The sequence below is a fragment of the Nonlabens sp. genome (genome assembly GCF_965660805.1).
Taxonomy (GTDB): Bacteria; Bacteroidota; Bacteroidia; order Flavobacteriales; family Flavobacteriaceae; genus Nonlabens.
The window spans coordinates 20,417-45,705 of sequence record NZ_CBFIBE010000006.1 but is presented as its reverse complement, the minus strand read 5'-3'; the positions used below and the strand labels follow the sequence as shown (position 1 = coordinate 45,705).

33 protein-coding genes are annotated in these 25,289 nt (G+C 36.5%); 29 read left to right on the top strand and 4 right to left on the bottom strand.

Features of this window, described 5'->3' with window-relative positions:
* Positions 1-2 precede the first annotated feature (2 nt).
* From rpsS to ctlX, 29 genes are all read left to right on the top strand, one after another.
* Complete coding sequence (gene rpsS / locus ACTF48_RS02960) at positions 3-281, top strand: 30S ribosomal protein S19 (protein ID WP_438961647.1); 279 nt, start codon at positions 3-5, stop codon at positions 279-281.
* A 7-nt stretch (positions 282-288) separates the two neighbouring features.
* Positions 289-699: a 50S ribosomal protein L22 gene (gene rplV, locus ACTF48_RS02955; RefSeq protein ID WP_438961646.1), complete on the top strand. Its 411-nt coding sequence runs from the start codon at positions 289-291 to the stop codon at positions 697-699.
* 8 nt (positions 700-707) lie between these two features.
* Positions 708-1,430 (top strand): 30S ribosomal protein S3, encoded by a 723-nt coding sequence (gene rpsC / locus ACTF48_RS02950; protein ID WP_438961645.1) that lies wholly within the window; start codon positions 708-710, stop codon positions 1,428-1,430.
* Positions 1,431-1,439: 9 nt separating this feature from the next.
* A complete protein-coding gene (rplP, locus tag ACTF48_RS02945; RefSeq protein ID WP_438961644.1) occupies positions 1,440-1,859 on the top strand; it encodes a 50S ribosomal protein L16 in 420 nt (139 codons plus the stop codon).
* 9 nt (positions 1,860-1,868) lie between these two features.
* On the top strand, positions 1,869-2,051 hold the full coding sequence (gene rpmC / locus ACTF48_RS02940) for a 50S ribosomal protein L29 (RefSeq protein WP_438961643.1): 183 nt from the start codon (positions 1,869-1,871) through the stop codon (positions 2,049-2,051).
* Positions 2,052-2,060: 9 nt separating this feature from the next.
* A complete protein-coding gene (gene rpsQ / locus ACTF48_RS02935) occupies positions 2,061-2,318 on the top strand; it encodes a 30S ribosomal protein S17 (RefSeq protein WP_040002781.1) in 258 nt (85 codons plus the stop codon).
* Positions 2,318-2,686: a 50S ribosomal protein L14 gene (gene rplN, locus ACTF48_RS02930; RefSeq protein WP_438961642.1), complete on the top strand. Its 369-nt coding sequence runs from the start codon at positions 2,318-2,320 to the stop codon at positions 2,684-2,686. The genes rpsQ and rplN overlap by 1 nt, the downstream gene beginning before the upstream one ends.
* Positions 2,687-2,695: 9 nt before the next feature.
* Positions 2,696-3,007 carry a 50S ribosomal protein L24 gene (rplX, locus tag ACTF48_RS02925; protein ID WP_438961641.1) on the top strand — a complete coding sequence of 104 codons (312 nt, stop codon included), beginning with the start codon at positions 2,696-2,698 and terminating at the stop codon, positions 3,005-3,007.
* 3 nt (positions 3,008-3,010) lie between these two features.
* Positions 3,011-3,562: a 50S ribosomal protein L5 gene (gene rplE, locus ACTF48_RS02920; RefSeq protein WP_438961640.1), complete on the top strand. Its 552-nt coding sequence runs from the start codon at positions 3,011-3,013 to the stop codon at positions 3,560-3,562.
* Positions 3,563-3,566: 4 nt separating this feature from the next.
* Positions 3,567-3,836, top strand: coding sequence for a 30S ribosomal protein S14 (gene rpsN, locus ACTF48_RS02915; protein WP_438961639.1), 270 nt, complete (start codon positions 3,567-3,569; stop codon positions 3,834-3,836).
* 19 nt (positions 3,837-3,855) lie between these two features.
* Positions 3,856-4,254 carry a 30S ribosomal protein S8 gene (gene rpsH / locus ACTF48_RS02910; RefSeq protein WP_438961638.1) on the top strand — a complete coding sequence of 133 codons (399 nt, stop codon included), beginning with the start codon at positions 3,856-3,858 and terminating at the stop codon, positions 4,252-4,254.
* A 10-nt stretch (positions 4,255-4,264) separates the two neighbouring features.
* Positions 4,265-4,807 carry a 50S ribosomal protein L6 gene (gene rplF / locus ACTF48_RS02905; protein ID WP_438961637.1) on the top strand — a complete coding sequence of 181 codons (543 nt, stop codon included), beginning with the start codon at positions 4,265-4,267 and terminating at the stop codon, positions 4,805-4,807.
* An 11-nt stretch (positions 4,808-4,818) separates the two neighbouring features.
* Positions 4,819-5,166, top strand: a complete 348-nt coding sequence (gene rplR / locus ACTF48_RS02900; protein ID WP_438961636.1) for a 50S ribosomal protein L18 — start codon at positions 4,819-4,821, stop codon at positions 5,164-5,166.
* Positions 5,167-5,183: 17 nt separating this feature from the next.
* Positions 5,184-5,708, top strand: a complete 525-nt coding sequence (rpsE, locus tag ACTF48_RS02895) for a 30S ribosomal protein S5 (RefSeq protein ID WP_438961635.1) — start codon at positions 5,184-5,186, stop codon at positions 5,706-5,708.
* 10 nt (positions 5,709-5,718) lie between these two features.
* Positions 5,719-5,898 (top strand): 50S ribosomal protein L30, encoded by a 180-nt coding sequence (gene rpmD, locus ACTF48_RS02890; protein ID WP_438961634.1) that lies wholly within the window; start codon positions 5,719-5,721, stop codon positions 5,896-5,898.
* An 11-nt stretch (positions 5,899-5,909) separates the two neighbouring features.
* The gene (gene rplO, locus ACTF48_RS02885; protein WP_438961633.1) at positions 5,910-6,362 is read left to right on the top strand and encodes a 50S ribosomal protein L15; all 453 of its coding nucleotides are present in this window, start codon (positions 5,910-5,912) and stop codon (positions 6,360-6,362) included.
* A 9-nt stretch (positions 6,363-6,371) separates the two neighbouring features.
* A complete protein-coding gene (gene secY / locus ACTF48_RS02880) occupies positions 6,372-7,706 on the top strand; it encodes a preprotein translocase subunit SecY (RefSeq protein WP_438961632.1) in 1,335 nt (444 codons plus the stop codon).
* Complete coding sequence (gene infA, locus ACTF48_RS02875) at positions 7,706-7,921, top strand: translation initiation factor IF-1 (protein WP_015361146.1); 216 nt, start codon at positions 7,706-7,708, stop codon at positions 7,919-7,921. The genes secY and infA overlap by 1 nt, the downstream gene beginning before the upstream one ends.
* Before the next feature lies 1 nt (position 7,922).
* Complete coding sequence (ykgO, locus tag ACTF48_RS02870) at positions 7,923-8,039, top strand: type B 50S ribosomal protein L36 (protein ID WP_015361145.1); 117 nt, start codon at positions 7,923-7,925, stop codon at positions 8,037-8,039.
* A 3-nt stretch (positions 8,040-8,042) separates the two neighbouring features.
* Positions 8,043-8,417, top strand: coding sequence for a 30S ribosomal protein S13 (gene rpsM, locus ACTF48_RS02865; RefSeq protein WP_438961631.1), 375 nt, complete (start codon positions 8,043-8,045; stop codon positions 8,415-8,417).
* 12 nt (positions 8,418-8,429) lie between these two features.
* A complete protein-coding gene (gene rpsK, locus ACTF48_RS02860) occupies positions 8,430-8,819 on the top strand; it encodes a 30S ribosomal protein S11 (protein WP_438961630.1) in 390 nt (129 codons plus the stop codon).
* Positions 8,820-8,903: 84 nt separating this feature from the next.
* A complete protein-coding gene (gene rpsD / locus ACTF48_RS02855) occupies positions 8,904-9,509 on the top strand; it encodes a 30S ribosomal protein S4 (RefSeq protein ID WP_438961629.1) in 606 nt (201 codons plus the stop codon).
* Positions 9,510-9,532: 23 nt separating this feature from the next.
* The gene (locus ACTF48_RS02850) at positions 9,533-10,525 is read left to right on the top strand and encodes a DNA-directed RNA polymerase subunit alpha (RefSeq protein WP_438961628.1); all 993 of its coding nucleotides are present in this window, start codon (positions 9,533-9,535) and stop codon (positions 10,523-10,525) included.
* Between the two features lie 28 nt (positions 10,526-10,553).
* The gene (gene rplQ / locus ACTF48_RS02845; protein WP_438961627.1) at positions 10,554-11,030 is read left to right on the top strand and encodes a 50S ribosomal protein L17; all 477 of its coding nucleotides are present in this window, start codon (positions 10,554-10,556) and stop codon (positions 11,028-11,030) included.
* 87 nt (positions 11,031-11,117) lie between these two features.
* The gene (gene carA / locus ACTF48_RS02840) at positions 11,118-12,227 is read left to right on the top strand and encodes a glutamine-hydrolyzing carbamoyl-phosphate synthase small subunit (RefSeq protein ID WP_438961626.1); all 1,110 of its coding nucleotides are present in this window, start codon (positions 11,118-11,120) and stop codon (positions 12,225-12,227) included.
* Positions 12,228-12,232: 5 nt separating this feature from the next.
* On the top strand, positions 12,233-13,519 hold the full coding sequence (gene eno, locus ACTF48_RS02835; RefSeq protein WP_438961625.1) for a phosphopyruvate hydratase: 1,287 nt from the start codon (positions 12,233-12,235) through the stop codon (positions 13,517-13,519).
* 372 nt (positions 13,520-13,891) lie between these two features.
* Positions 13,892-15,178, top strand: coding sequence for a citrate synthase (locus ACTF48_RS02830; RefSeq protein WP_438961624.1), 1,287 nt, complete (start codon positions 13,892-13,894; stop codon positions 15,176-15,178).
* 555 nt (positions 15,179-15,733) lie between these two features.
* Entirely contained in the window at positions 15,734-16,648 is a 915-nt protein-coding gene (locus ACTF48_RS02825; protein ID WP_438961623.1) for a dimethylarginine dimethylaminohydrolase family protein, read from the top strand.
* Positions 16,649-16,701: 53 nt separating this feature from the next.
* Positions 16,702-17,631: a citrulline utilization hydrolase CtlX gene (ctlX, locus tag ACTF48_RS02820; RefSeq protein WP_438961622.1), complete on the top strand. Its 930-nt coding sequence runs from the start codon at positions 16,702-16,704 to the stop codon at positions 17,629-17,631.
* 184 nt (positions 17,632-17,815) lie between these two features.
* Here the strand turns inward: ctlX and ACTF48_RS02815 are convergent, their stop codons facing one another.
* The 4 genes from ACTF48_RS02815 to ACTF48_RS02800 form a co-directional block, all read right to left on the bottom strand.
* On the bottom strand, positions 17,816-19,243 hold the full coding sequence (locus tag ACTF48_RS02815; RefSeq protein WP_438961621.1) for an SDR family oxidoreductase: 1,428 nt from the start codon (positions 19,241-19,243) through the stop codon (positions 17,816-17,818).
* A gap of 100 nt (positions 19,244-19,343) precedes the next feature.
* Complete coding sequence (locus tag ACTF48_RS02810; RefSeq protein WP_438961620.1) at positions 19,344-23,021, bottom strand: M1 family aminopeptidase; 3,678 nt, start codon at positions 23,019-23,021, stop codon at positions 19,344-19,346.
* Positions 23,022-23,023: 2 nt separating this feature from the next.
* Complete coding sequence (locus ACTF48_RS02805; RefSeq protein ID WP_438961619.1) at positions 23,024-23,923, bottom strand: ABC transporter ATP-binding protein; 900 nt, start codon at positions 23,921-23,923, stop codon at positions 23,024-23,026.
* Positions 23,924-23,978: 55 nt separating this feature from the next.
* Positions 23,979-25,088, bottom strand: coding sequence for a glycoside hydrolase family 53 protein (locus ACTF48_RS02800; protein ID WP_438961618.1), 1,110 nt, complete (start codon positions 25,086-25,088; stop codon positions 23,979-23,981).
* Between the last annotated feature and the right edge of the window lie 201 nt (positions 25,089-25,289).

The following is a 25,289-nucleotide window of genomic DNA, read 5'->3' as shown; positions in this document are numbered from 1 at the left end:
TTATGGCTCGTTCACTTAAAAAAGGACCTTATGTATTCCATAAGTTGGAAACTAAGGTGGCTCAGAATGTTGAGTCCGGAAAAAAGACAGTTATTAAAACCTGGTCACGCTCATCTATGATTACCCCTGACTTTGTTGGGCAAACAATAGGTGTTCACAACGGTAAGCAATTTATTCCAGTATATGTAACTGAGAATATGGTTGGTCACAAGTTGGGTGAGTTCTCACCGACAAGATCTTTTAGAGGTCACGCGGGAGCTAAGAATAAAGGTAAAAAATAATTCAGCTATGGGAGTTCGTAAAAAACAGATGGCTGAAAAGCTGAAGGAAGAAAGAAAAAGTATTGCTTTTGCAAAACTTAATAATTGTCCTACTAGTCCACGTAAAATGAGATTAGTGGCTGATATAATTAGAGGTAAGAAGGTTGAGGATGCTCTTAATATCCTTAAGTTCTCTTCTAAAGAAGCAGCTCGTAGATTGGATAAACTAGTTTTATCTGCGATTGCTAACTGGCAAGCAAAGAATGAAGATGGTGATGTTGCTGAAGCTGGTTTGTTTATCAAGGAGATAAGAGTAGATGGCGGTACTATGTTAAAGAGATTGCGTCCAGCACCTCAAGGTAGAGCGCATAGAATAAGAAAAAGATCAAACCACGTTACTCTCGTGTTAGGTCAAACTAATAATACAGAGGTTAACTAATTTAGGATATGGGACAAAAAACTAATCCAATAGGAAATCGTTTAGGAATTATCAGAGGTTGGGAATCTAACTGGTATGGTGGTAATGACTACGGAGATAAGCTGGCTGAAGACGATAAGATTCGTAAGTATATTCATGCTCGTCTTTCTAAAGCTAGTGTTTCAAGAGTAATTATTGAGCGTACTTTAAAGCTTGTTACTGTTACCATTACTACGGCTAGGCCTGGTATCATTATTGGTAAAGGTGGTCAAGAAGTTGATCGTCTTAAGGAGGAGCTTAAGAAGATTACTGGTAAAGATGTGCAGATTAACATTCATGAAATTAAGAGACCTGAACTTGATGCTCATTTAGTAGGTGCTAGTGTTGCTCGTCAGATTGAAAATAGAATTTCATACAGACGTGCTATCAAAATGGCTATTGCTGCTGCAATGCGCATGAATGCTGAGGGAATAAAAATTCAGATTTCTGGTAGATTAAATGGTGCTGAGATGGCTCGTTCTGAGTCGTATAAAGATGGACGTATCCCGTTATCTACTTTTAGAGCTGATATTGATTATGCATTGGTAGAGGCGCATACAACTTATGGCCGCTTAGGTGTGAAGGTTTGGATCATGAAGGGTGAGGTATATGGTAAGCGTGAGCTTTCCCCTCTAGTTGGTCTATCAAAAAAACAAGGTAAATCAGATGGAGGTTCTGCCAATAGAGGTGGTAATCGTCGTCGTAGAAAATAAGAGCTAGAGATGTTACAACCTAGAAAGACAAAGTTTAGAAAACAGCAGAAGGGTCGCATGAAGGGTAATTCCGGACGCGGTAATCAGCTAGCGTATGGTACCTTTGGTATCAAATCATTAGATTCAGAGTTCATTAACTCTCGTCAAATTGAAGCTGCGCGTATTGCTGCTACCCGTTTTATGAAGAGAGAAGGTTCTTTATGGATTAAAATATTTCCAGATAAGCCTATTACAAAGAAGCCTCTTGAGGTTCGTATGGGTAAGGGAAAAGGTGCAGTAGAGTACTGGGCTGCTGTAGTGAAGCCAGGTAGAATTTTATTTGAAGTGTCAGGTGTTCCACTTGAAACTGCAAAGGAAGCTTTAAGATTGGCCGCGCAAAAGTTACCGGTAAAAACAAAATTTATAGTCGCTCGCGATTTTCAAGAATAGTAAATAGTTATGAAACAATCAGAGGTAAAAGGTTATTCTGCTGCCGAGCTTAATGATAAGCTAGCAGAATCTCAGAAGGTTTATGCAGATCTTACAAGAACTCATATCGTTTCTCCTTTGGAGAATCCTTCACAGATCAAAAGTTTACGTAGAACTATTGCTAGATTAAAGACTGCTATAAATAATCAGTAGACGAACATTATGGAAACTAGAAATTTAAGAAAAGAACGTATAGGAGTGGTTAGAAGTAACAAGATGGATAAAAGCATCGTTGTTGCTGAAGTTAAGAAACAGAAACACCCTATGTATGGTAAGTTCGTTTTAAAGACTAAGAAGTATGTAGCTCACGATGAGAAGAATGAGTGTAATGAAGGTGATACTGTTCGTATCATGGAGACGCGTCCTTTGAGTAAGTCTAAGAACTGGAGATTAGTAGAAATCATAGAAAGAGCTAAATAATGTTACAACAGGAATCAAGACTTAAAGTTGCTGATAATACTGGTGCTAAAGAAGTGCTATGTATTAGAGTTTTAGGAGGTACTAAGAGAAGATATGCTTCTGTTGGTGATAAAATTGTTGTTTCGGTTAAGGAGGCTACTCCTAATGGGAACATAAAAAAAGGAGCTGTTTCAACTGCAGTAGTGGTTAGAACAAAAAAAGAGGTACGTCGTCCAGACGGATCGTATATACGCTTTGATGACAATGCATGTGTGTTGTTGAATCCTACTTCAGAAATGAGAGGAACTCGTGTATTTGGTCCAGTGGCTAGAGAGTTGCGTGATAAGCAGTTCATGAAGATTGTATCATTAGCTCCAGAAGTATTATAATTTCCGATCATGGTAAAAGTAAAGATTAAAACAGGTGATAAAGTGCGAGTATTAGCCGGAGAGCATAAAGGTTCTGAAGGTGTTGTAACTCGTATCTTTAAACAGAAAAATAAAGCCATCGTGGAAGGTGTAAATATGGTTTCTAAACATGAGAAGCCTAGTGCATCAAACCCTCAGGGTGGAATTAAGGAAGTAGAAGCTGCTTTGAATATTTCTAACTTATCTTTAATAGATAAGAACGGTAAAACAACACGTGTTGGGTATCGTATGGAAAATGGAAGTAAGGTTCGATTTGCGAAATCAACAAACGAAGTTATATAAGTCATGGCATATATCCCTAGACTCAAGACAGAATATAAGGAGCGTATTTCAGGCTCTTTAAAGGAAGAATTTGGTTACAAGAATGTAATGGAAATTCCTAAATTACAGAAGATTGTTTTAAGCCGCGGTGTTGGTGGTGCAGTTGCTGATAAAAAGCTTATTGATTATGCTTTAGATGAGTTTACTTCAATCACTGGACAAAAGGCGGTAGCTACTTTATCTAAAAAAGATGTCGCTTCTTTCAAATTACGTAAAGGTATGCCGATTGGTGTTAAGGTTACGTTGAGAGGTGAGCGCATGTATGAGTTTCTTGATCGTTTAGTAACTGTTGCGTTACCAAGGGTTAGAGATTTTCAGGGGATTAAAGCTAGTGGTTTTGATGGTCGTGGAAACTATAATTTAGGTATCACGGAACAAATCATCTTCCCTGAAATCAATATAGATAAGGTTAATAAAATTGCTGGAATGGACATTACTTTTGTTACTTCAGCGCAAACAGATAAAGAGGCTAAATCTTTATTGGGTGAGTTAGGCTTGCCTTTTAAAAAGGACTAATAGAATGGCAAAAGAATCAATGAAAGCGCGTGAGCGCAAACGTGAAGCTTTAATTGCAAAATATGCTGAAAAGCGTAAGGCATTAAAAGAAGCAGGTGATTATGAAGGACTTCAGAAGTTACCAAAAAATGCTTCACCAGTTAGACAACACAACAGGTGTAAGTTAACTGGTCGTCCTAAAGGTTACATGAGACAATTTGGTATCTCTCGTGTAACATTTAGAGAAATGGCAAATCAAGGTTTAATCCCAGGAGTTAAAAAAGCTAGTTGGTAAACAGCTTAAAGATAGCATTATGAATACAGATCCAATCGCAGATTATTTAACTAGAATTAGAAATGCAGTACGTGCTAACCACCGTGTGGTAGATGTTCCTGCTTCTAAGTTAAAGAAAGAAATCACAAAGATTCTTTTTGATCAAGGTTATATCCTTAGTTATAAGTTTGAAGAGCAGTCAGCTCAAGATAATATTAAAATAGCTTTAAAATATGACCGTGATACTAAAGAATCGGTTATTAAAGATATTCAGAGATTAAGTAAGCCTGGTTTACGTAAATATGCTGGTGCAGGTGAGCTACCAAGAATTTTAAATGGTTTAGGTGTAGCTATTGTTTCAACTAGTAAAGGTGTAATGACAGATAAACAAGCCCGTTCTGAGAATGTAGGTGGTGAGGTTCTTTGTTACGTTTATTAAATTTTAAGATATGTCAAGAATTGGAAATAATCCCGTAGCTATTCCAGCTGGTGTTACTGTTAAGGTAAATGACGGAGTTATAATTGTAGAAGGTAAGTTAGGTAAGCTTACACAGGAGTTTTCAGATGTTTCTGTTAAGGTTGAAGGTGATGAAGTGTTTGTAACACGTCCTTCAGATGCTAAGGATCACAAGGCTAAGCATGGTCTTTACAGATCTCTAGTTTTTAATATGATAGCTGGTGTTTCTGAAGGCTGGACTAAGGAATTAGAGCTTGTGGGTGTAGGTTACAGAGCTTCGAACCAAGGTCAGGTTTTGGATTTAGCTTTGGGTTATTCACACAATATTGTTTTAGATATTGCTCCAGAAGTTAAAGTTGAAACTATTTCTGAGAAAGGTAAAAATCCTATTGTTAAATTAACTTCTTTTGATAAGCAACTTGTGGGTCAGGTAGCTGCTAAGGTTCGTTCATTTAGAAAGCCTGAACCTTATAAAGGAAAAGGTGTTAAGTTTGTAGGAGAACAATTAAGAAGAAAAGCTGGTAAGTCAGCATAAGAACATAAGTTATGGCATTTTCAAAGACTGAAAGAAGAAATAAAATTCGTAGAAGAATCCGCAAAACGGTTTCTGGTACTGCTCAGCGTCCACGTCTTTCCGTATATCGTAGTAATAAAGAGATTTATGCTCAGGTGATTAATGATGTTGATGGTGTTACTATCGCTTCGGCTTCATCTAGAGACATTAAAGCTTCTGGGGAGAAAAAAGCTGTTGCCAAGGAAGTTGGTAAAGCTGTTGCTGAGAAAGCAAAATCTGCAGGTATTGAATCAGTTTCTTTCGATAGAGGAGGATATTTATATCATGGTCGTGTTTTATCACTTGCGGAAGGCGCAAGAGAGGCAGGACTTAAATTTTAATTACAAACATTACAGTAATGTACCAAAAATATAAAAACGTAGAGTTAGTAAAGCCAAGTGGTCTTGAGCTTAAAGATCGCTTAGTAGGTGTTCAACGTGTTACCAAGGTAACAAAAGGTGGACGTGCCTTTGGTTTTTCTGCTATCGTTGTAGTAGGAGATGAGAATGGTGTTGTAGGTCACGGACTTGGTAAATCTAAGGAAGTATCTGAGGCTATTGCTAAGGCTGTTGAAGACGCAAAGAAGAATTTAGTAAGAATACCTCTTGTAAAGGGTTCAATTCCTCATGAGCAAAAGGGTAAATTTGGTGGTGCACGTGTGTTGCTTATTCCTGCGGCAACTGGTACAGGAGTTATCGCTGGTGGTGCTATTCGTGCCGTATTAGAAGCAGTTGGAGTTCACGATGTTCTTTCTAAGAATCAAGGCTCTTCTAATCCTCATAACGTTGTTAAGGCTACATTTGATGCTTTATTGCAATTACGTAATGCGCATACAGTAGCAAAGCAAAGAGGTGTTTCATTGGATAAGGTATTTAACGGTTAATATTATTATAATGGCAAAGTTAAAAATTACAAAGGTGCGTAGTGCAATTAAGCGACCGTTGAGACAAAAGCGTACGCTTGAAGCTCTTGGTTTACGCAAGATGAATCAGGTAGTAGAGCATGATGATACCCCAGTTATTCAAGGTATGATCGCTAAAGTTGAACATTTGGTCTCTGTTGAGAAGGCCTAAAAATATATAAGATGAGTTTAAATAATCTTAAGCCGGCAGCAGGTTCGGTAAAAAAAGCAGCCAAAATAATTGGTCGTGGTCAAGGTTCTGGAAAAGGTGGTACTGCAACTCGTGGTCACAAAGGTGCTAAGTCACGTTCTGGTTACTCTAAAAAGATTGGTTTTGAAGGTGGTCAGATGCCTCTTCAGAGACGTGTCCCTAAATTTGGTTTTACAAATATTAATCGTAAGGAATATGCTGGTGTAAACCTTGATGTTATTCAAGCTTACATTGATGAAGGTCGTTTTACTTCAACTATTACCCTAGAAAACCTTATTTCTGAACGTCTTGTTGGTAAAAAGGACCTAGTTAAGATATTAGGACGTGGTGAAATCAAGAGTGGTATAACTATTAATGCTCATAAATTTACTGCTTCCGCGAAAGCTGCTATAGAAAAAGCTGGTGGCGAGGCACAAACCGTTTAATATCAGCAGATGAAGTTAATAGATACGTTAAAGAACATCTGGAATATCGAAGAACTGAAGGATCGTATAATTATGACTTTCAGTTTACTTCTTGTTTACCGTTTTGGTGCTCAAGTGGTATTACCTGGTATTGATGCAGATCAACTTACTGGTTTGGCTAGTAATTTTGATGGTGGTGGTATAGGTTCTATCTTGAATGCATTTACTGGAGGAGCTTTTTCAAACGCGTCAGTGTTTGCACTAGGTATTATGCCTTATATTTCTGCTAGTATTGTTGTTCAATTAATGGGAATAGCTATTCCTTATCTTCAAAAACTTCAAAAGGAAGGTGCTAGTGGTCAAAAGAAGATTAATCAAATTACAAGATGGTTGACTATTGGTATTTGTTTAATTCAGGCTCCTAGTTATTTATTGAGTCTTGGTTCTTTAGGTGTTCCTGATAGTGCCTTTGTTCTTGGTAAAGGTTTAGAGTTTATGGTACCTGGTGTTATCATTCTTGTTACAGGTTGTGTTTTTGCAATGTGGCTTGGTGAGAAAATTACTGATAAAGGTATCGGTAATGGAATATCATTACTGATTATGGTAGGTATTATTGCTACACTTCCTAAGGCTTTTGTTCAGGAAGTTGTATCTAGAGTAGATGGAACAGGTGGTGTTATGCTAGTGTTGATTGAATTACTTGTTTGGTTTGTGATTATCCTTTTATGTATTATGCTTGTTATGGCAGTACGTAAAATTCCAGTACAATATGCTCGTAGAGCAGCTTCTGGCGGCTATGAAAAGCATGAAGAAGGTTCAAGACAATTTATTCCATTGAAATTGAATGCATCAGGTGTAATGCCTATTATCTTTGCACAGGCGATTATGTTTGTTCCAGCGGCTCTAGGTCAGTTAGATACTTCTTGGGCGACGTCAGTTCAAACCGCTTTTGGTGATATATTTGGTTTTTGGTATAATTTAGTATTTGCTTTATTAATTATTGTTTTTACTTATTTTTATACTGCGATCACAGTTCCTACTAATAAAATGGCTGATGATTTGAAACGTAATGGTGGATTTATCGCTGGTATCAGACCTGGAACTGAAACGGCAGATTACCTAGATAAGATCATGTCTCAGATTACCTTGCCAGGTTCTATATTTTTAGCGTTAGTTGCTATATTTCCAGCGTTTGTTTCCTTAATGGGCGTTACACAGCAATGGGCGTTATTTTATGGTGGAACGTCACTATTAATTATGGTAGGTGTCGCAATAGATACTATGCAACAAATAAATTCTTATTTATTAAATCGTCATTATGATGGTTTAATTAAAACAGGTAAGAATAGAAAATCAGTAGCGTAATGGCAAAACAGTCAGCAATAGAACAAGACGGTTCAATAATCGAAGCATTGTCTAATGCAATGTTTAGAGTAGAGTTAGAAAATGGCCACGTGGTTACGGCACACATATCTGGAAAGATGCGTATGCATTATATCAAGTTGCTACCAGGAGATAAAGTAAAATTAGAAATGAGTCCTTACGATTTAACGAAAGCAAGGATCACTTATAGATACTAATATGAAAGTAAGAGCATCCATTAAAAAGAGAAGTGCTGATTGTAAAATAGTACGTCGTAAAGGACGTCTTTATGTGATCAACAAGAAGAATCCAAAATTTAAACAAAGACAAGGTTAAGCTATGGCTAGAATTGCAGGGGTAGATGTACCTAAAAACAAACGAGGAGAAATTGCGTTAACCTACATATATGGTATTGGTCGCAATCGTGCAAAGCAGGTTCTTATCGATACAGGCGTTGACTTGAATAAGAAGGTAACAGACTGGAACGATGATGAGATAGGTAAGATTCGTGCAGCCGTTGGTGAGTTCACTATTGAAGGTGAACTAAGATCTGAAACTCAGCTTAACATCAAGCGTCTTATGGATATTGGTTGTTATAGAGGTATTCGTCATAGATCTGGACTTCCATTGAGAGGTCAGCGTACTAAAAACAACTCACGTACTCGTAAAGGAAAACGTAAGACTGTTGCTAACAAGAAAAAAGCAACTAAATAATAACTAATTGATATGGCAAAGTCTAAAACAGTATCAAAAAAGCGTAAAGTAATTGTAGAATCAGTTGGAGAAGCTCATATTTCTTCATCTTTCAATAATATCTTAGTTTCTTTGACTAATAAAAAAGGTGAGGTTATTTCTTGGTCATCTGCAGGAAAGATGGGTTTCCGTGGTTCTAAGAAGAATACTCCTTATGCGGCACAACTTGCAGCTGAAGATTGTTCAAAAGTTGCACATGAAGCAGGCTTAAGAAAAGTGAAGGCCTATGTTAAGGGTCCAGGTAATGGTCGTGAAAGTGCTATTCGTAGTATTCATAATTCAGGAATTGAAGTTACAGAGATCATTGATGTAACTCCTTTACCGCACAATGGTTGTCGTCCTCCTAAACGTCGTAGAGTATAATTAATTATTAATAACGAGTGATTATCGCGCTGTCGAAGGATATAGACCTGAATTCACAGTACATCATTCAATAAATTTTGTAAAATGGCAAGATATAGAGGTCCTAAGGCAAAAATTGCACGTCGTTTCAGAGAACCAATTTTTGGCCCTAGTAAAGCACTGGAGAAGAAAAACTATCCTCCAGGTATGCACGGTAACGCAAGACGCCGTGGAAAAGAATCAGAGTATGCGGTTCAGCTTAAAGAAAAGCAGAAAGCAAAATATACTTATGGTGTTTTAGAGAAGCAATTCCGTCTAATGTTTGAGAAGGCTGTACGTAGTACAGGTATTACTGGTGAGGTTCTTCTTCAATTATGTGAGTCACGTTTAGATAACGTGGTTTACAGAATGGGAATAGCTAAGACTCGTCGTGGTGCACGTCAGTTAGTATCTCATAGGCACATGACAGTAAATGGTGAGTTGGTAAATATTCCTTCTTATCAGTTAAAGCCAGGTGATGTCGTTGCGGTAAGAGAGAAATCTAAATCACTTACTGCGATTGAACAGTCTTTATCTAGTAACGAGCATGTATATGATTTCATTACTTTTAACAAGGCTAGTATGTCAGGAACTTTTGTTAGTGTTCCAGAAAGGATGCAGATTCCTGAGAACATTAAGGAGCAACTGATCGTTGAATTGTATTCTAAATAATAATTAATCCACAAAGTAATCTTATGGCAATATTAAATTTCCAAAAGCCGGATAAAGTAATCATGATTGATTCTACTGATTTTGAAGGTAAATTCGAATTCAGACCGTTAGAACCTGGTTATGGTCTTACTGTGGGAAATGCTCTTAGAAGAGTATTACTTTCTTCACTTGAAGGATTTGCGATTACATCTGTTCGTATAGAAGGTGTGGATCATGAGTTTTCTACTATCGAAGGTGTTGTAGAAGACGTAACTGAAATGATTCTTAACTTTAAGCAAGTTAGATTTAGACGTCAGATTGATGAAGTAGATAGTGAGGTGGTTAATGTTTCTTTTTCAGGAAAGGACACTTTCACTGCTGGTGATATGCAAAAATATATTTCAGGTTTTCAAGTTTTAAATCCTGAGATGGTTATCTGTAATACAGAGTCTTCTGTAAGTTTAAATTTAGAACTTACCATTGAAAAAGGTAGAGGATATGTTCCTGCAGAAGAGAATAAGAATTCAAATGCTGCAATAGGTACAATTGCTATAGATTCTATTTTTACACCTATTAAGAATGTAAAATATAGTATCGAGAACTATCGTGTAGAGCAAAAGACTGATTATGAAAAATTAGTTTTTGAAATTTCTACAGATGGTAGTATTCATCCTAAAGAAGCGCTTACTGAAGCCGCAAAAACACTTATTCATCACTTCATGTTGTTCTCAGATGAGCGTATCACTCTAGAGGCTGATGAGATAGCACAAACAGAAACTTATGATGAAGAGAGCCTTCACATGAGACAACTGCTTAAAACAAAACTTGTAGATATGGAACTTTCTGTACGTGCACTTAATTGTTTAAAAGCTGCTGAAGTTGAAACACTTGGTGATCTAGTTTCTTATAACAAAAACGATTTAATGAAATTCAGAAATTTCGGTAAAAAATCGCTTACTGAATTAGAAGAATTAGTGAACGTTAAAGGACTTAACTTCGGTATGGATTTATCAAAATATAAACTTGACCGTGACTAGTATATACTAGTTAAAGAAATAAAATAAAATGAGACACGGAAAGAAATTTAATCACTTAGGTAGAAAAACAGCACACCGTAAGGCAATGCTAGCAAATATGGCTTGTTCTCTTATAGAGCATAAGCGTATTAATACTACTGTCGCAAAGGCAAAGGCTGTAAAGCAGTTTGTAGAGCCTCTTATCACTAAATCTAAAGAAGATACTACGCACAATCGTAGACTAGTTTTCTCAAAATTGAGAAGCAAGGAAGCTGTAACTGAGTTATTCAGAGAGGTTTCTTCTAAGGTTGCAGATCGTCCAGGTGGATACACACGTATCATTAAATTGGGTAATCGTTTAGGTGATAATGCAGATATGGCAATGATAGAACTTGTTGATTTCAATGAAATCTATAGTCCTAACGAAACTAAAAAGAAATCAACACGTCGCTCGCGTCGTGGTGGTAAATCTAATACTACTGCTCCTGTTGAAGCTGCAACTGAAACCAATAATGAAGAAGAGTAAAATCTTTAACAATATGTAGATAAAAGGATCAATGCTTTCGCATTGATCCTTTTTTTTTGAATTATTTTTGAAAAAGAATTGACGATCATGGGGTATTTAAATAAAAAGGATGCTGTTATCTTATTAGCAGATGGAACAATCTTTTACGGGAAGGCTATCGGTGAAGGTGGAACAGCTACTGGTGAGATTTGTTTTAATACGGGTATGTCAGGATATCAAGAGGTGTTTACAGACCCTTCTTATACCGGGCAAATTATGGTTACTACTAATGCACATATAGGTAATTATGGTGTTGCAAAAGAAGACGCAGAATCTGGTTCGGTTAAAATTGCTGGTTTAATCTGTAAAAACTTTTCTGAGGAGTTTTCGCGTACAGCGGCACAATCTAATTTATTTGAATATTTGAATGAAAATAAATTGGTTATACTTTCTGATGTTGATACGAGGGCACTAGTTAGATATATTAGAGATCATGGTGCTCAAAATGCTATAATCTCTACTGAGGTTGAGGATCTTAATGCATTAAAAGCAACGCTTCTTAATGTTCCTAGTATGAAAGGTTTAGAGCTTGCATCTCAGGTTTCCTGTAAAGAGCCCTATTTTTATGGAGATGAGAAGTCTATGTATAGAGTCTCTGCCTTAGATTTAGGGATTAAGACTAACATTTTACGCAATTTAGCAGCAAGAGGTGTTTATATTAAGGTCTTTCCTTTTGACGCTTCTTATGAAGATTTAGTTTCTTTTAATCCTGATGGTTTTTTCATTTCTAATGGTCCAGGTGACCCAGAACCACTTACACGTTCTATTCAAACCGCTAGAAAGATTATTGAAGCTAACAAGCCTTTATTTGGAATTTGTTTAGGTCATCAGGTTATGGCCCTTGCTATGGGTATATCAACTTATAAAATGCATAATGGCCATAGAGGTATAAATCATCCTGTTAAAAACCTAATTACTGGTAAGGGTGAAATCACTTCTCAAAATCATGGTTTTGCCATCAATAAGGAAGAAGCACAATCACATAGCGAGATTGAAATAACACACGTACATTTGAATGATGATACTGTTGCTGGTATGCGTATAAAGAACAAACCTTGTTTCTCTGTACAGTATCATCCAGAAGCTGGACCTGGTCCTAATGATGCAACTTATCTTTTTGACCAATTTATAGATTTAATTAAAACAACTAAAAACTAAATAGAATGAGTACAATAATAGACGTACACGCAAGACAAATATTTGATTCTCGAGGAAACCCTACCGTAGAAGTAGATGTGATAACATCTAACGGTATAACGGGAAGAGCTGCAGTGCCTTCAGGAGCATCAACAGGTGAGCATGAAGCTGTAGAGTTAAGAGATGGTGGTAAGTCCTACATGGGTAAAGGAGTAGGTAAGGCTGTTAATAATGTTAATACACTTATTGCGGTGGAATTAATGGGAACTTCTGTGTTTGATCAACAATATATCGATCAATTAATGATTGATCTTGACGGGACTCCTAATAAAGCAAAACTTGGGGCAAATGCCATACTAGGTGTTTCTTTAGCTTGCGCAAAAGCTGCGGCTACAGAGCTTAATCAGCCATTATATAAGTATATCGGTGGTATGAGTGCCTGCACTTTACCAGTTCCTATGATGAATATTATCAACGGTGGCTCTCATAGTGATGCACCTATAGCATTTCAAGAGTTTATGGTAATGCCTGTAGAAGCAGAAAGTTTTTCTCATGCTTTGCAAATGGGAACTGAAATATTTCATCATTTAAAGAACGTTCTTCATGATAGCGGTCTAAGCACAGCAGTAGGAGATGAAGGTGGTTTTGCACCTACGTTAGATGGTACTGAAGACGCACTTGATACGATTTTAAAAGCGATTAAAAATGCGGGATATACACCAGGAAAGGATGTGATGATTGCATTAGATTGCGCTGCGGCAGAGTTCTTTGTGGATGGAAAATATGATTACACTAAGTTTGAAGGTGCTGGTGGCGTGATACGAACAAGTAAGGAACAGGCTGAATACCTTACATCACTTGCAGAAAAGTATCCGATCATATCCATAGAAGATGGAATGGATGAAAATGATTGGGAAGGCTGGAAAATCTTAACTGATCTTGCAGGTGATAAAGTACAGCTAGTAGGAGATGATTTGTTTGTAACTAATGTAGAGCGCCTATCTAGAGGTATTAAAGAGGGAATTGCAAACTCTATTCTTATTAAGGTGAATCAAATAGGAACCCTAACTGAAACTATTGCTGCGGTGACTATGGCGCATAAAGCAGGCTATACCTCAGTAATGTCTCATAGAAGTGGAGAGACTGAAGATAATACTATAGCAGATCTTGCTGTTGCTTTATCAACAGGACAAATAAAAACAGGTAGTGCTTCTCGATCAGACCGTATGGCAAAATACAACCAACTGCTCCGTATAGAAGAAGAACTTAACGATAGCGCATATTATCCAGCAAGAAAAGCATTTCAGTTATAATTCTGATTAGTCATAAATGATCTACTCAGATCATTATTGATTACTTTTTTATTTAAATCTCATTGAAGCTAGCTTCAATGAGATTTTTTGATTTCTATCCTTTTATTTACACATAAAAATCTTATGCCAAATTAGTACAAAAACCATTGTACTTATCATTGTTTTAATTCCTTACTGTTTTTTAAAACTCGTTGAACCTGGAGTAAATTCAATTTAACTTATGGGTTTATGAAAGTAACGTTTTAACTGTCTACTTAAGTTCTATTGTAAATGAGAAAATTATCTTAAAAATGTTAAATTACTGGGCTTTGTTAACTACTTATTAACGCTCTATGCATTATTTTTGAGATAAGTTAATACAAAACACAAAGAATGTCAGATAAAGCTATTTTAGAATTTGATGGGAAGAAATATGAGTTTCCCGTAATCACTGGAACAGAAAATGAAAAAGCCATAGATGTTAAGGCTTTAAGAGGTGCAACAGGTGGACTTACCACTATAGATCCTGGATATAAAAACACTGGTAGTTGTGAGAGTGCAATCACCTTCCTTAATGGAGAAGAAGGTGTTTTAAGATATCGAGGATATTCCATTGAAGAACTTGCAGATAAGGCAGATTTTCTAGAAGTAGCTTATTTATTGATTTTTGGAGAGTTGCCTACTCAGGAGCAACTTGATAAATTTCATGGAGACATAAAAGCACATTCTCATGTAGATGAAGACGTAAAGAAAATATTAGATGGTTTCCCTAAGAGTGCTCACCCTATGGGCGTGCTTTCATCACTTACTAGTGCTTTAATAGCTTTTAATCCATCATCAGTAAATATTGAAAATGATGATGACATGTATAATGCTATTGTGAAAATCATGGGTAAATTCCCGGTACTCGTAGCATGGGCATTACGCAAGCGTGAAGGACAACCACTAGATTATGGTGATGATAGTTTAGGTTATGTGGATAATATCCTTAAAATGATGTTTAAAAAACCTAATGCTGAGTATGTAGTTGATCCTGTGGTTTCTAACGCATTAGATAAATTATTAATCCTTCATGCTGATCATGAACAGAATTGTTCAACCTCTACAGTGCGTATTGTAGGTTCATCACATGCAGGGCTTTTTGCAAGTTTAAGTGCAGGAATATCTGCATTATGGGGACCACTGCACGGTGGAGCAAACCAGGCAGTACTTGAAATGCTAGAGGCTATTAAAGAAGATGGTGGAGATACTAAAAAGTACATGGCAAAGGCTAAGGATAAAAATGACCCTTTCCGTTTAATGGGATTCGGGCATAGAGTTTATAAAAACTTTGATCCACGTGCACGTATTATCAAAAAAGCAGCAGATGAAGTTCTTAACGAATTAGGCGTAGATGACCCTATTCTAGAAATAGCAAAAGGTCTAGAACAAGAAGCTCTAAATGATCCTTATTTTGTAGACCGTAAATTATATCCTAACGTAGACTTCTATTCTGGAATTATCTATCGCGCGATGGGTATTCCTGTAGAAATGTTTACCGTAATGTTTGCTTTGGGACGTTTGCCAGGATGGATTGCTCAATGGAAAGAAATGCGTAACCGTAAGGAGCCTATAGGACGTCCACGTCAAGTTTATATAGGTGAAAACTATAGACCATTTAAAGAGGTGTCTGATAGATAAAATAAATTAACAATGACTGAAAAACTCCTTAACCAGATCTGGTTAAGGAGTTTTTTGTGTCTACTTATTTATAATGAACTTGTTATTCCAATTTGTGTTTATAATGTCGTTAAAATAAATTGAATTATTTTTTGCTTAGTTGAAGCTGGAAATCCTTTGCATAGCCTTAGCTAAGGAAATGATTTTAAGTGAAAAGTATGTGAAAAAGAAATAGTCGTGTCCGACTAAGACAAAAGATCGCTGTCGCTGATAGACTAAAGACGAAAGACTTTATTAAGGAGTTTGAATTGCAGTGCTTTATAAGTTTTAAAATTTCATAAATAACGTATCATTTTTGCTTTTCAATAGCAAGGTGTGCTTTTTGAAAAACCTTATGAAGCGATGCTATCAGTAGGTTTTATAGTATTTATAAAACTATAATCGGACACTAAAGAAAAAGAAACTATTTATTAAGACTTTATAAATTCAAATAGGGATTAAAGTTGTTTTAAAAGAGTTTATAACCTCATCTATAATATCGTAATTATTCTGGTGGTATATTATTAAATTCGCAATATGAATAGTATGAATATTAACGTACATGATGAAACCTCTCGATTACGAGCAGTTATCATAGGATCTGCTACTAGTAATGGAGCAGTTCCATCCATAGAAGAGGCTTATGACCCTAAGTCTAAAATACACATAGCTGCAGGAACTTATCCTAAAAATGAGGATATGATCTTAGAAATGGCGCATCTAGCAGCTGCATTAGTGAAACATAATGTGGACGTCTATCAACCCGTGCAAATTCAAAACTATAATCAGATATTTACTAGAGATATAGGTTTTGTTATAGGAGACACTTTTGTGCGATCTAATATTTTACCAGATCGTGAAAAAGAAATTGTAGCCATAAAACACGTGCTAGATAAAATGAATAACGTTATAAAACCACCTCAAGATGTTCATATAGAAGGTGGAGATGTTATGTTATGTGGTGATTATATTTTTGTAGGAACTTATAGAGGTGATGATTATCGAGACTTTATAACGGCGCGCACTAATACCGCAGCAGTAAAATGGTTAGAGCAAAAATTTCCTGATAAAAAGGTTAAAGGTTTTAACCTGCGCAAGAATAATGACGACCCTTTTGAAAACGCTCTTCACTTAGATTGCTGTTTTCAACCCGTGGGCGCTGATAAGTGTATTATCCATAAAAATGGTTTTTTAGAAGAAGAAGAATATCAGTATTTAGTGGACTTTTATGGTAAGGAGAACTGTTTTGAAATTACCAAAGAAGAAATGTATCACATGAATTCAAATATTTTTTCTATCGCACCAGATGTAGTCATTTCAGAAAAGAATTTTACCAGGTTAAACACTTGGTTGCGCACTCATGGAATTACCGTAGAGGAAATTCCTTATGCTGAGATCGCTAAGCAAGAAGGTTTGTTAAGATGTTCCACTTTACCATTAATTAGGGATTAAAAATTAAGACTTTTAGTTCTCGCTTTCGCGAAAGCAGATAACCTCAACACATAATGAAACAAATCACAGATACGGTCTTTATGATAAGGCCCATAAAATTCCGTTTAAACGAGCAAACGGCTGTTAATAATTATTACCAAGACGCAGGAATTAAAATACTTGATCATAATGCCAAGGCTCAAGAAGAGTTTGACACTTTTGTATCTAGATTGCAGGATAAGGGAATTAAGGTCATAGTCATCTCAGATGATGAGAAAAACGATACACCAGATTCTATTTTTCCTAATAACTGGATTTCTACACATCAAAATGGTGATATAGCTCTTTATCCCATGTTTGCAGAGAATCGTAGGCTAGAAAGAAGGCCAGACGTGCTTGATACACTGGAAAAAGAAGGTTTCACAATTTTAAATATTATAGACTACACCAGTGCTGAGGATGAAGGTTTTTTTCTAGAAGGAACAGGAAGTCTATTATTAGACCGAGTGAATAAAAAAGCCTACTGCAGCATCTCTCCACGAGCAGATGAAGAGCTAATGATTGAATTCTGTGAAGATTTTGAATATACTCCTGTGATTTTTACAGCTTATCAAACGGTAGAGGAGAAGCGCTTACCTATTTATCATACTAATGTGATGATGGCTCTAGGAGAAAATTATGCGGTGATCTGTCTGGATTGTATAGATGATAAAACAGAACGTAAAAACGTTCTAAAACATCTCAAAGAAGATGGTAAAGAAGTCATAGCTATTACTGAGGCTCAAGTGAACTCCTTTGCCGGGAATATGATGCAGGTTCATAATACCGCAGGAGAACGATTGCTGGTAATGAGCGACCAGGCATACCAGTCTTTAACTACTGACCAAATCAATAAATTAGAAAAGTATAACGAGATTGTGCACCCATCTATTGAGACCATAGAAACATTAGGTGGTGGCTCTGTAAGATGTATGATGGCCGAGGTTTTTTTGCCTAGAGATTAATTGTATTAGTTCTTATTAGTCGTCAAGGTTTTATGAAAGCTGTCATTCTGAATGAAATGAAGAATCTCTGTAAATAACAAAATATTGAGTAGCTATAGCAGTAGATTTTTTGGCTAAACTCAAAATGACAGAGCACTTTTTTTTAGATATTACCTACTAATAGAATCATATTGGTTTACGATTGTTACTTCCCATTTGCAATATGCCTAATCATCCCAGCAAAAATAAAGTAATGAAACGGCAGCATACTGTACCAGTACAATCTGCCCCATATTCCACGAGGTCTAAAAGTGGCTGTTTGATGAACGGTATTATTGTCATCGATTTCAAACTCTAGCCAGGCTTCTCCTGGAACGCGCATTTCGGCAAACAGTAATAATCGTTTTTCTTTTTTATCTGCTACGAGAACACGCCAAAAGTCCAATGAATCTCCAGCATATATAGTATTTGCATTAGTACGACCACGACGCAATCCTACACCGCCTAAAAGCTTATCCACATAACCTCTTATTTTCCATAGAAAGGTAGCGTAGTAGTAACCGTTATTACCGCCTATGGACCAGATACGTTCCAGAGCTGCTGCCGTATCATCAGTTTTTAATTGCTGTGCGTCTTTAAGGCAACCATAGCTGGGTACTTGTTTATACTTATTAATATTATACTTAAAACGACCGCTTACCATAGAGTCTTTCCAGCTGCTGGCAACTTGGTTTTGTTCAATTTTTGCAAACGCCATGTGCAGCGCTTCTTCATACGTGTATAATGGGATGTCTAATTTTTGGGTCAGATCATTTTCTGTAGCAACAACTTCTATAGTCATGCTATTGACTAAGTTTTGGGCGAGTTTATAAGAAGTGCTGGTTACAAAATAGAGCCAGTAGGAACTTAACTTAGGCGTCATTATAGGAACGGTAAAAATATAGAGTTGGATCTTACGCATAGCAGCATAACGCGTCATCATTTCTTTATAAGTAAGCACATCTTTCCCACCGATGTCATAACTAAGATCATAACAGTCTGTACGTCCTAAAACGCCAGTTAAATAACTCATTACGTTACGTATAGCAATAGGGTGAGTTTTGGTGTTGACCCATTTTGGCGTGATCATAATGGGTAGTTTTTCACATAAATCACGCACAATTTCAAAGGATGAGCTTCCGCTACCTACAATGATTCCAGCTCGTAATACAGTAAGGGAACAATCTGCCTGATAAAGTAGTTCTTCAACACGCTTTCGCGAAAGCAAATGTTTACTCAACTTATCCTCATTAACGATACCTGAGAGGTAAATAATTTGTTTACAGCTAGTGGCATTGATGAGTTTTACAAAATGTTGCGCACTTTCTGCTTCTAGACTGTCAAAGCTGTCCGTACTACTGCTCATGGAATGAATCAAGTAATATGCAGCGTCTATGTTTTGAGGTAGACTAGTCGTTTTATCAACTTTAAGAAAGTCTATTTCTACGATTTCTATTTGATCTTTTATCTCTTGAGGAACAGAAAGTCTGGCAGCGCTGCGCACGGCACAAATCACCTCATGATCCTGTTTTAGTAGTTCATATAGTAAGCGTACGCCTATATAGCCATTTGCACCAGTAAGTAGAACTTTCATAGCTTTAAAGATAGTGAGTATACCACTGAAACCTGTTAAAAGTGACTCAATAAAAAACGCGGTCATTAGGACCGCGTTTTTAGTATTTGTGATTAAAGAATTATTCTGAGTTTTTCCTTTTTTCACTGATGACCTGTCTATTGTCATCACTGTTTCTATCGATGAGTTTATTGTAAGGATCGATTCCTGCAGTAGCAGGTTTTTCACTTACGATGATGTCAAAGCTATTATCGATATCAGTCACCTTCACCTTTTTAAGATACAGTTCTTTTTCCTTTCCCGTTTCTTCATCAGCTGCTGCAAATACGCCTACTTCAATATAATCGGCTAGTGGTAGTGATTTAAGTGCTCGTGTCTTACCTTCTGGAGTAAAACTTAAGCTATCACCAGCTTCATTTTTGTAAACCGATTTCCCTTTTTTATCTGATCTGTACTTAATGACTTGAGCATCTAAAGTTACTAGATAGGTACCATCTGGAAGTTCCCTATAATTTGCTTCATTAACTTTATTGTTATAAAGAGTAATAGTTTCAAACATATCAGTCACTAAATACTGTAGTGAATCTGGAGTCACAGCTCTTATATCATCTACAAATTCTGTTGATACTGGATATGGTGCTCCTTTAAACTGATATTTCTCTGCAAATCGTTTTACCACATCATTGAATTTTTTCTCACCTAAATAGTCACTCATTGCATATAAGACGAGTGATCCTTTTTGATAATGAATATACTGTTGATTTTCATTATACATCAATGGATTCTCTCCAATGGATTCTACGGTTCTACCTAGTAAATAACGATCCATGGCATTCTTTAAGAATTTACGCATTTGATCTTTTCCACTTCCTTTTTCTAAGACTTTAAGTGAACTATATTCTGAAAGGCTTTCTGAAAGTAAGGTCATCCCTTTTGCATTTGCACCTATTACTTGATGTGCCCACCACTGGTGAGCTAGCTCATGTGCGGTAACACTATAAGGAACGTCCACACCATTAGGGTCGTCTTCATCCACATCTGCTATGAAACCTATGGCTTCACTAAACGGAATGGTATTAGGAAAGGCTTGTGCAAATCCACCACCAGTTCTAGGGAATTCAATGATACGTGCCTGTCTATGCTGGTATGGTGTATAATTATCATTATAATAATCTAGTCCATCTTTTAAACCGCTCATCATGCGATTTACGTTGTAGTCATGATCTGGATGATAGTAAATTTCTAACTTCACTCCATCGTGCTCATCTCTTAACACCTCATAACGACCACTCATGAAGTTATAGAAATTAAGGATTTTACTATCCATTTTATAATGGAAGTATTTGCGACCATCTTTTTCCCATTCTTTCATCAAGTAACCAGGTGCTATAGCAATCTGATCTGAAGCGGTACTTACCGTTGCTTCAAAATCGATCCAGTCGCTATTTCCACCTATGTAATTATTATCTCTTGCACCAGGAGCATCTGGTGATGGTAAACGATCTTTAGGTGGTAGGTCGTATTTTTCACGCAGCTTAGTATTTCTTATTTCAAAACGATCATCATATCCTATGGTAGGAAAGATGTTATTGTTTAGAAAAGTACCATTTTGAACCACTGGCGAGTAATTGTTTAATAAACTCGCTTTTCTATTCCATACATCTACTGTAAACTCTAGCGTATCGTTAGGTAATAACGGTTTTTCAAATTTATAAATCGTGTAATCATAATCACGATTGTCATAAACGATATGAGCACTTCTACTCATGTGAATATTCGTGAGACTATCTGCATTGTTCACGTGTAGGCTGTCTATGGCAACATCAGTTTTATTAACCATGGTCATAATAGCAGTTCCTTTAAAATCACCTTTATAGGGATAGATGTCTACAGTGGTGTTTACAGCAACAATTCTAGGTTGCGGAGCGTTGAGGTATTTAGACAGCTCGCGTTCTGCTTCTACACGCAGCAATTCTCTTTCTTTACCAGTTAGGTTTTTACGATCTACATTATTAGATCGCCAGATCATAGTCCCAATGGTGAAAAATCCAATAAAACATACGATTAAGGTTCCTAGCATGGCAGGTTTAAAACGTTCTTTTGCAATAGAAAAACGTTCTTTCATAGGTACACCAGTACCACGACGGTACAATGCGATAGCGGTAATTAAACTAGCTATACCTAGCAAGCCCCAATACAAGCGATACGCAATGAATTTATTGACAAATCCATATCCATTCATATCACTAGAACTTAATCCAGAACCACCATTATTGAATTTGAACATGGCTTGTTCTACACCTATGGCTCCTAGAATAGGGTTTAAAACTAATAACGATGCTAGTAATAGTATAAAGCCAACCCATCTGTTTTTTACCATCGTATGAACTAGTAATGATAGACCGATCCATGGGATGAACCACCAGATGTTTACTAGAAATAAATCGGTAAGGTATAGTCCTATTTCATATTCATAAAAACCTCTTATAGTTTGTACGGTTATACCACATAACATAATAAATGAATGGTATAATGCTACCATAATGAATAGTGCTAACCCTTTAGAAAGCAACATGGTTATGTTTTTCACCGGTGTAGCATCTATGATTTGTGCCATGTGTGCTAGTCGTGCTCTGTTAATTAAGAATCCACCATATAGCATGATTAGAATTACACCAAAAACCTTAAACGATCCACCAGCATTAGATAGCATAGACCAGGTTTTAGGTAAAGATGAGGTGCCAAAAACACTTCCTATGTCTATCATACTCAAGAAGGCAAATAGAAAAGCAAACAAGGTGATAATGATAAATGGCCAGCTTTTAACAATGTAAACAAAATCTGCCCAAGCCATTTTCCATAAAGATTGTAATTGATTTTTAAAACCAAACTCTCTGTTAACCTTAGGCATTTCAACGCGTTGAATTACACCAAAGTTACTTTTAACCACACGTTGTTTAGCCGATTTAAAAAGCTTTATTACCGTTGCGTGTTGCGAGAAGTTAAATTTGAATAGGGTAAATACAAATACTAAAATAGAGATAGTGAGCCATAACAGTCTGTTGTATAAAATAGTTCCTTCTAGAGGTATAAGTTTATTACTTTGCTCATCTGGTGTCCAGTATTGAATAGTTTCTGCTAGGGCAATATCACCAGTAGGTTCAAATAATTGAAACCAGTACGTATCTTCCATTTCACCTACAGCAATTCCAGATGCAATTTGCATGATGAATAATATCAAAACAAAAATAAACGCAGCGTTTAGGTTCCTGAAAAATACAGTTATAGCAAAAATAATCGTGCTATAAAAGAACATATTAGGTAAGGTGTAAACTAGAAAAGGTTGTAGGAAATTTATTAATTTAAATGGTCCTAAATTATCTGGATTTGATCCAGGTAAATAACAACCTATGATTACAAACAGAATAGTTCCTAAAACTATTAATAATACAACTGTAAATCCTGCACAAAATTTAGCTAGTAGATAGCTGGTTTTTGTCATCGGGTAACTGTACAATACGTTATGCATATTATTACGATAATCCCGCTGTAGTGTTCCACCTACTAGTGTAGGAAGTAGGAAGTATAATAAAATAGCAAATACTCCTAGCATGCTATAAATAGCTAGTGCACTGTTTACTTTTACAGTAGCGACTACCGTTGCACCTGTGAAATCAAAAACACCTACTGCAGCAGCACTCAACGCTAGTGCTAGTAACCACAATAAAGCAGCAAAAATGTAAGGAGCCGGTTTTTTAAACCAGGTCTTCAGTTCATGAAAATATATGGTCTTAAACATGATTAGGCATTTAAAGATTCAACTACAGGCTGCTCATTACGTAAGGTCGTAAAATAGACGTCTTCTAGTGTAGGACTCGCTTTCGCGAAAGCGGCATCCATAACATCATCGCTAAATACACGAACCATAAGCTCGTTATCTTCATTAAAGCTGGTAGAAATGACATTGTGTTGCGTTTCAAAATCTTCCAAACTTTCACGATCAATAATTTGTGTATAAACTTTTCCTTCTAAAGTGGTAACCATGTTTTTAGGCGTGCTTTGAGCTAGGATTTTTCCACCATTTAAAATGGCCATATCAGTACATAATTCCTTTACATCATCTACAATGTGCGTGGAGAATATCACAATATGATTAGTTCCTATCTCACGTAATACATTTAAAAATCTGCGACGTTCTGCTGGGTCCAGTCCTGCCGTAGGTTCATCTACGATGATTAATTTAGGATCATTTAATAGTAACTGTGCGATCCCAAAACGCTGTTTCATCCCACCAGAATATCCTGCCACGTGTTTATTACGTACCTCGCTTAGATTAGTAACTTCTAGTGCTTTATCTACGATGGCATTACGATCTGATTTTGAGCTAACGCCTTTAAGTGTCGCAAAATAATGCAGTAAATCATGCGCACTCATTTTAGGATACACGCCAAATTCCTGCGGTAAATACCCTAAGGTCTTTCTAAACTCATTTTTATTATTCAAAATATCTAAACCATCCAGGTGAATCTCACCAGTGTCAGGCGATTGTAAGGTTGCTATGGTGCGCATCAATGATGATTTACCAGCACCGTTAGGTCCTAGTAGACCAAACATTCCTTGCTCGATGTTTATCGTAACATCATCTAGTGCTTTGACACCATTTTTATAAGTTTTAGATACGTTCTTAAGGCTTAGTAACATAATATGAGTTCTTTGGATTTGAAAGATTAGTATGCCAAAGAATCGATTTGTTACATTAATCTTCTTGAAATACTTCTAGGCCAGAAGTTGCGGCGCCAATAAAGTCAAAAAGCGCCATGTTTTCCCAGCTAGATCCTTCACTTGCTCCATCTATAGCAATCCAGTCTGGTGCCCAGTAGCAAAATCCTATTCCTTTATCATCTGGTAGATTTTTTACCACCTGATTGATACGTTGTAAGAATTGGAATTGACCATTTTGTGTAGCAGGATAACTTGGAGCTAATTGATTGGTAAGACCTATATTATTATTAGTGTTATCATTCCAGTCTAAGGTGAACGGATAAGAGGTTTCTACAATCATGACGGGCTTATCCTGATTCATGGTAAAAGATCTTAAGTCTGATTCCATAGTGTTTAGATCATTACCATGCCACCATGGATAATAGCTTAAACCTACCATATCGTAAACCACATTGTTGCTTTCTAGCTGATTGTAAAAATAACTAGCGGTAGAAATCCCAGCATGGTGGATCATGATTTTAGAATCAGGACTAATGGATGTTACTCCATTTATGGCAGCCTTAGTAAGTTGTATATAGTTATCCCAATTCTCAGTTCCATTAGTGTAAACTTGTCCTACTGGCCATAACATGCCGTTATTCGTTTCGTTTCCTATTTGAACTAGTTGAGGTAAGGTGTTTTGGTCGCGTAATTCTCTTAGTACGATGGTGCAGTAGTTTTCCAGCTCAGCGGCAAGTTCGTTAATGTTTAAAGAGCTCCATACCGCTGGCGTGTCTTGACTTCCAGGATCTGCCCACGTGTCAGAAAAATGCAGACACAACAAGAAATCCATGTTGTTTTGTTGTGCAATTAGCGCTTGTCTTTTTACATAGTTGAGGTTGTATTTACCATCACTATTGTTAATCCATAATCTGATACGCATTAAGTTCACGCCTTGATCAGATAGGTAGCTAGGTAAGTTGGATATGTTATTACCTTGTTCATCTTTATAAACCGCACCTTTATCCAGCTGTTCTTCCATAAAAGAAAGATCCATTCCTTTATAAAAGGAGCTAGGGCTGGTGCTCTGGTCATCTTCATTACCATTTGTGTCACAGCCTAAAAAAATCAAAATAATAAAAAGAAAAGGTGCTATTTTATTCATACCACTAAATTATGACTTTAAATGGTAGGGTGATGTAGTTCACGAGAAAAGTAATTATTAAAGCAACGACTTATTAAATTCAAATGGGTTCAAACACATCATACTTCACAGAAACTCTATTGAGGTTATACATTTAGACTAATTATGTAACATAGGTTACTCTTAAATAATTAGAGTCACAATACCTTCGCCTAAAACCAA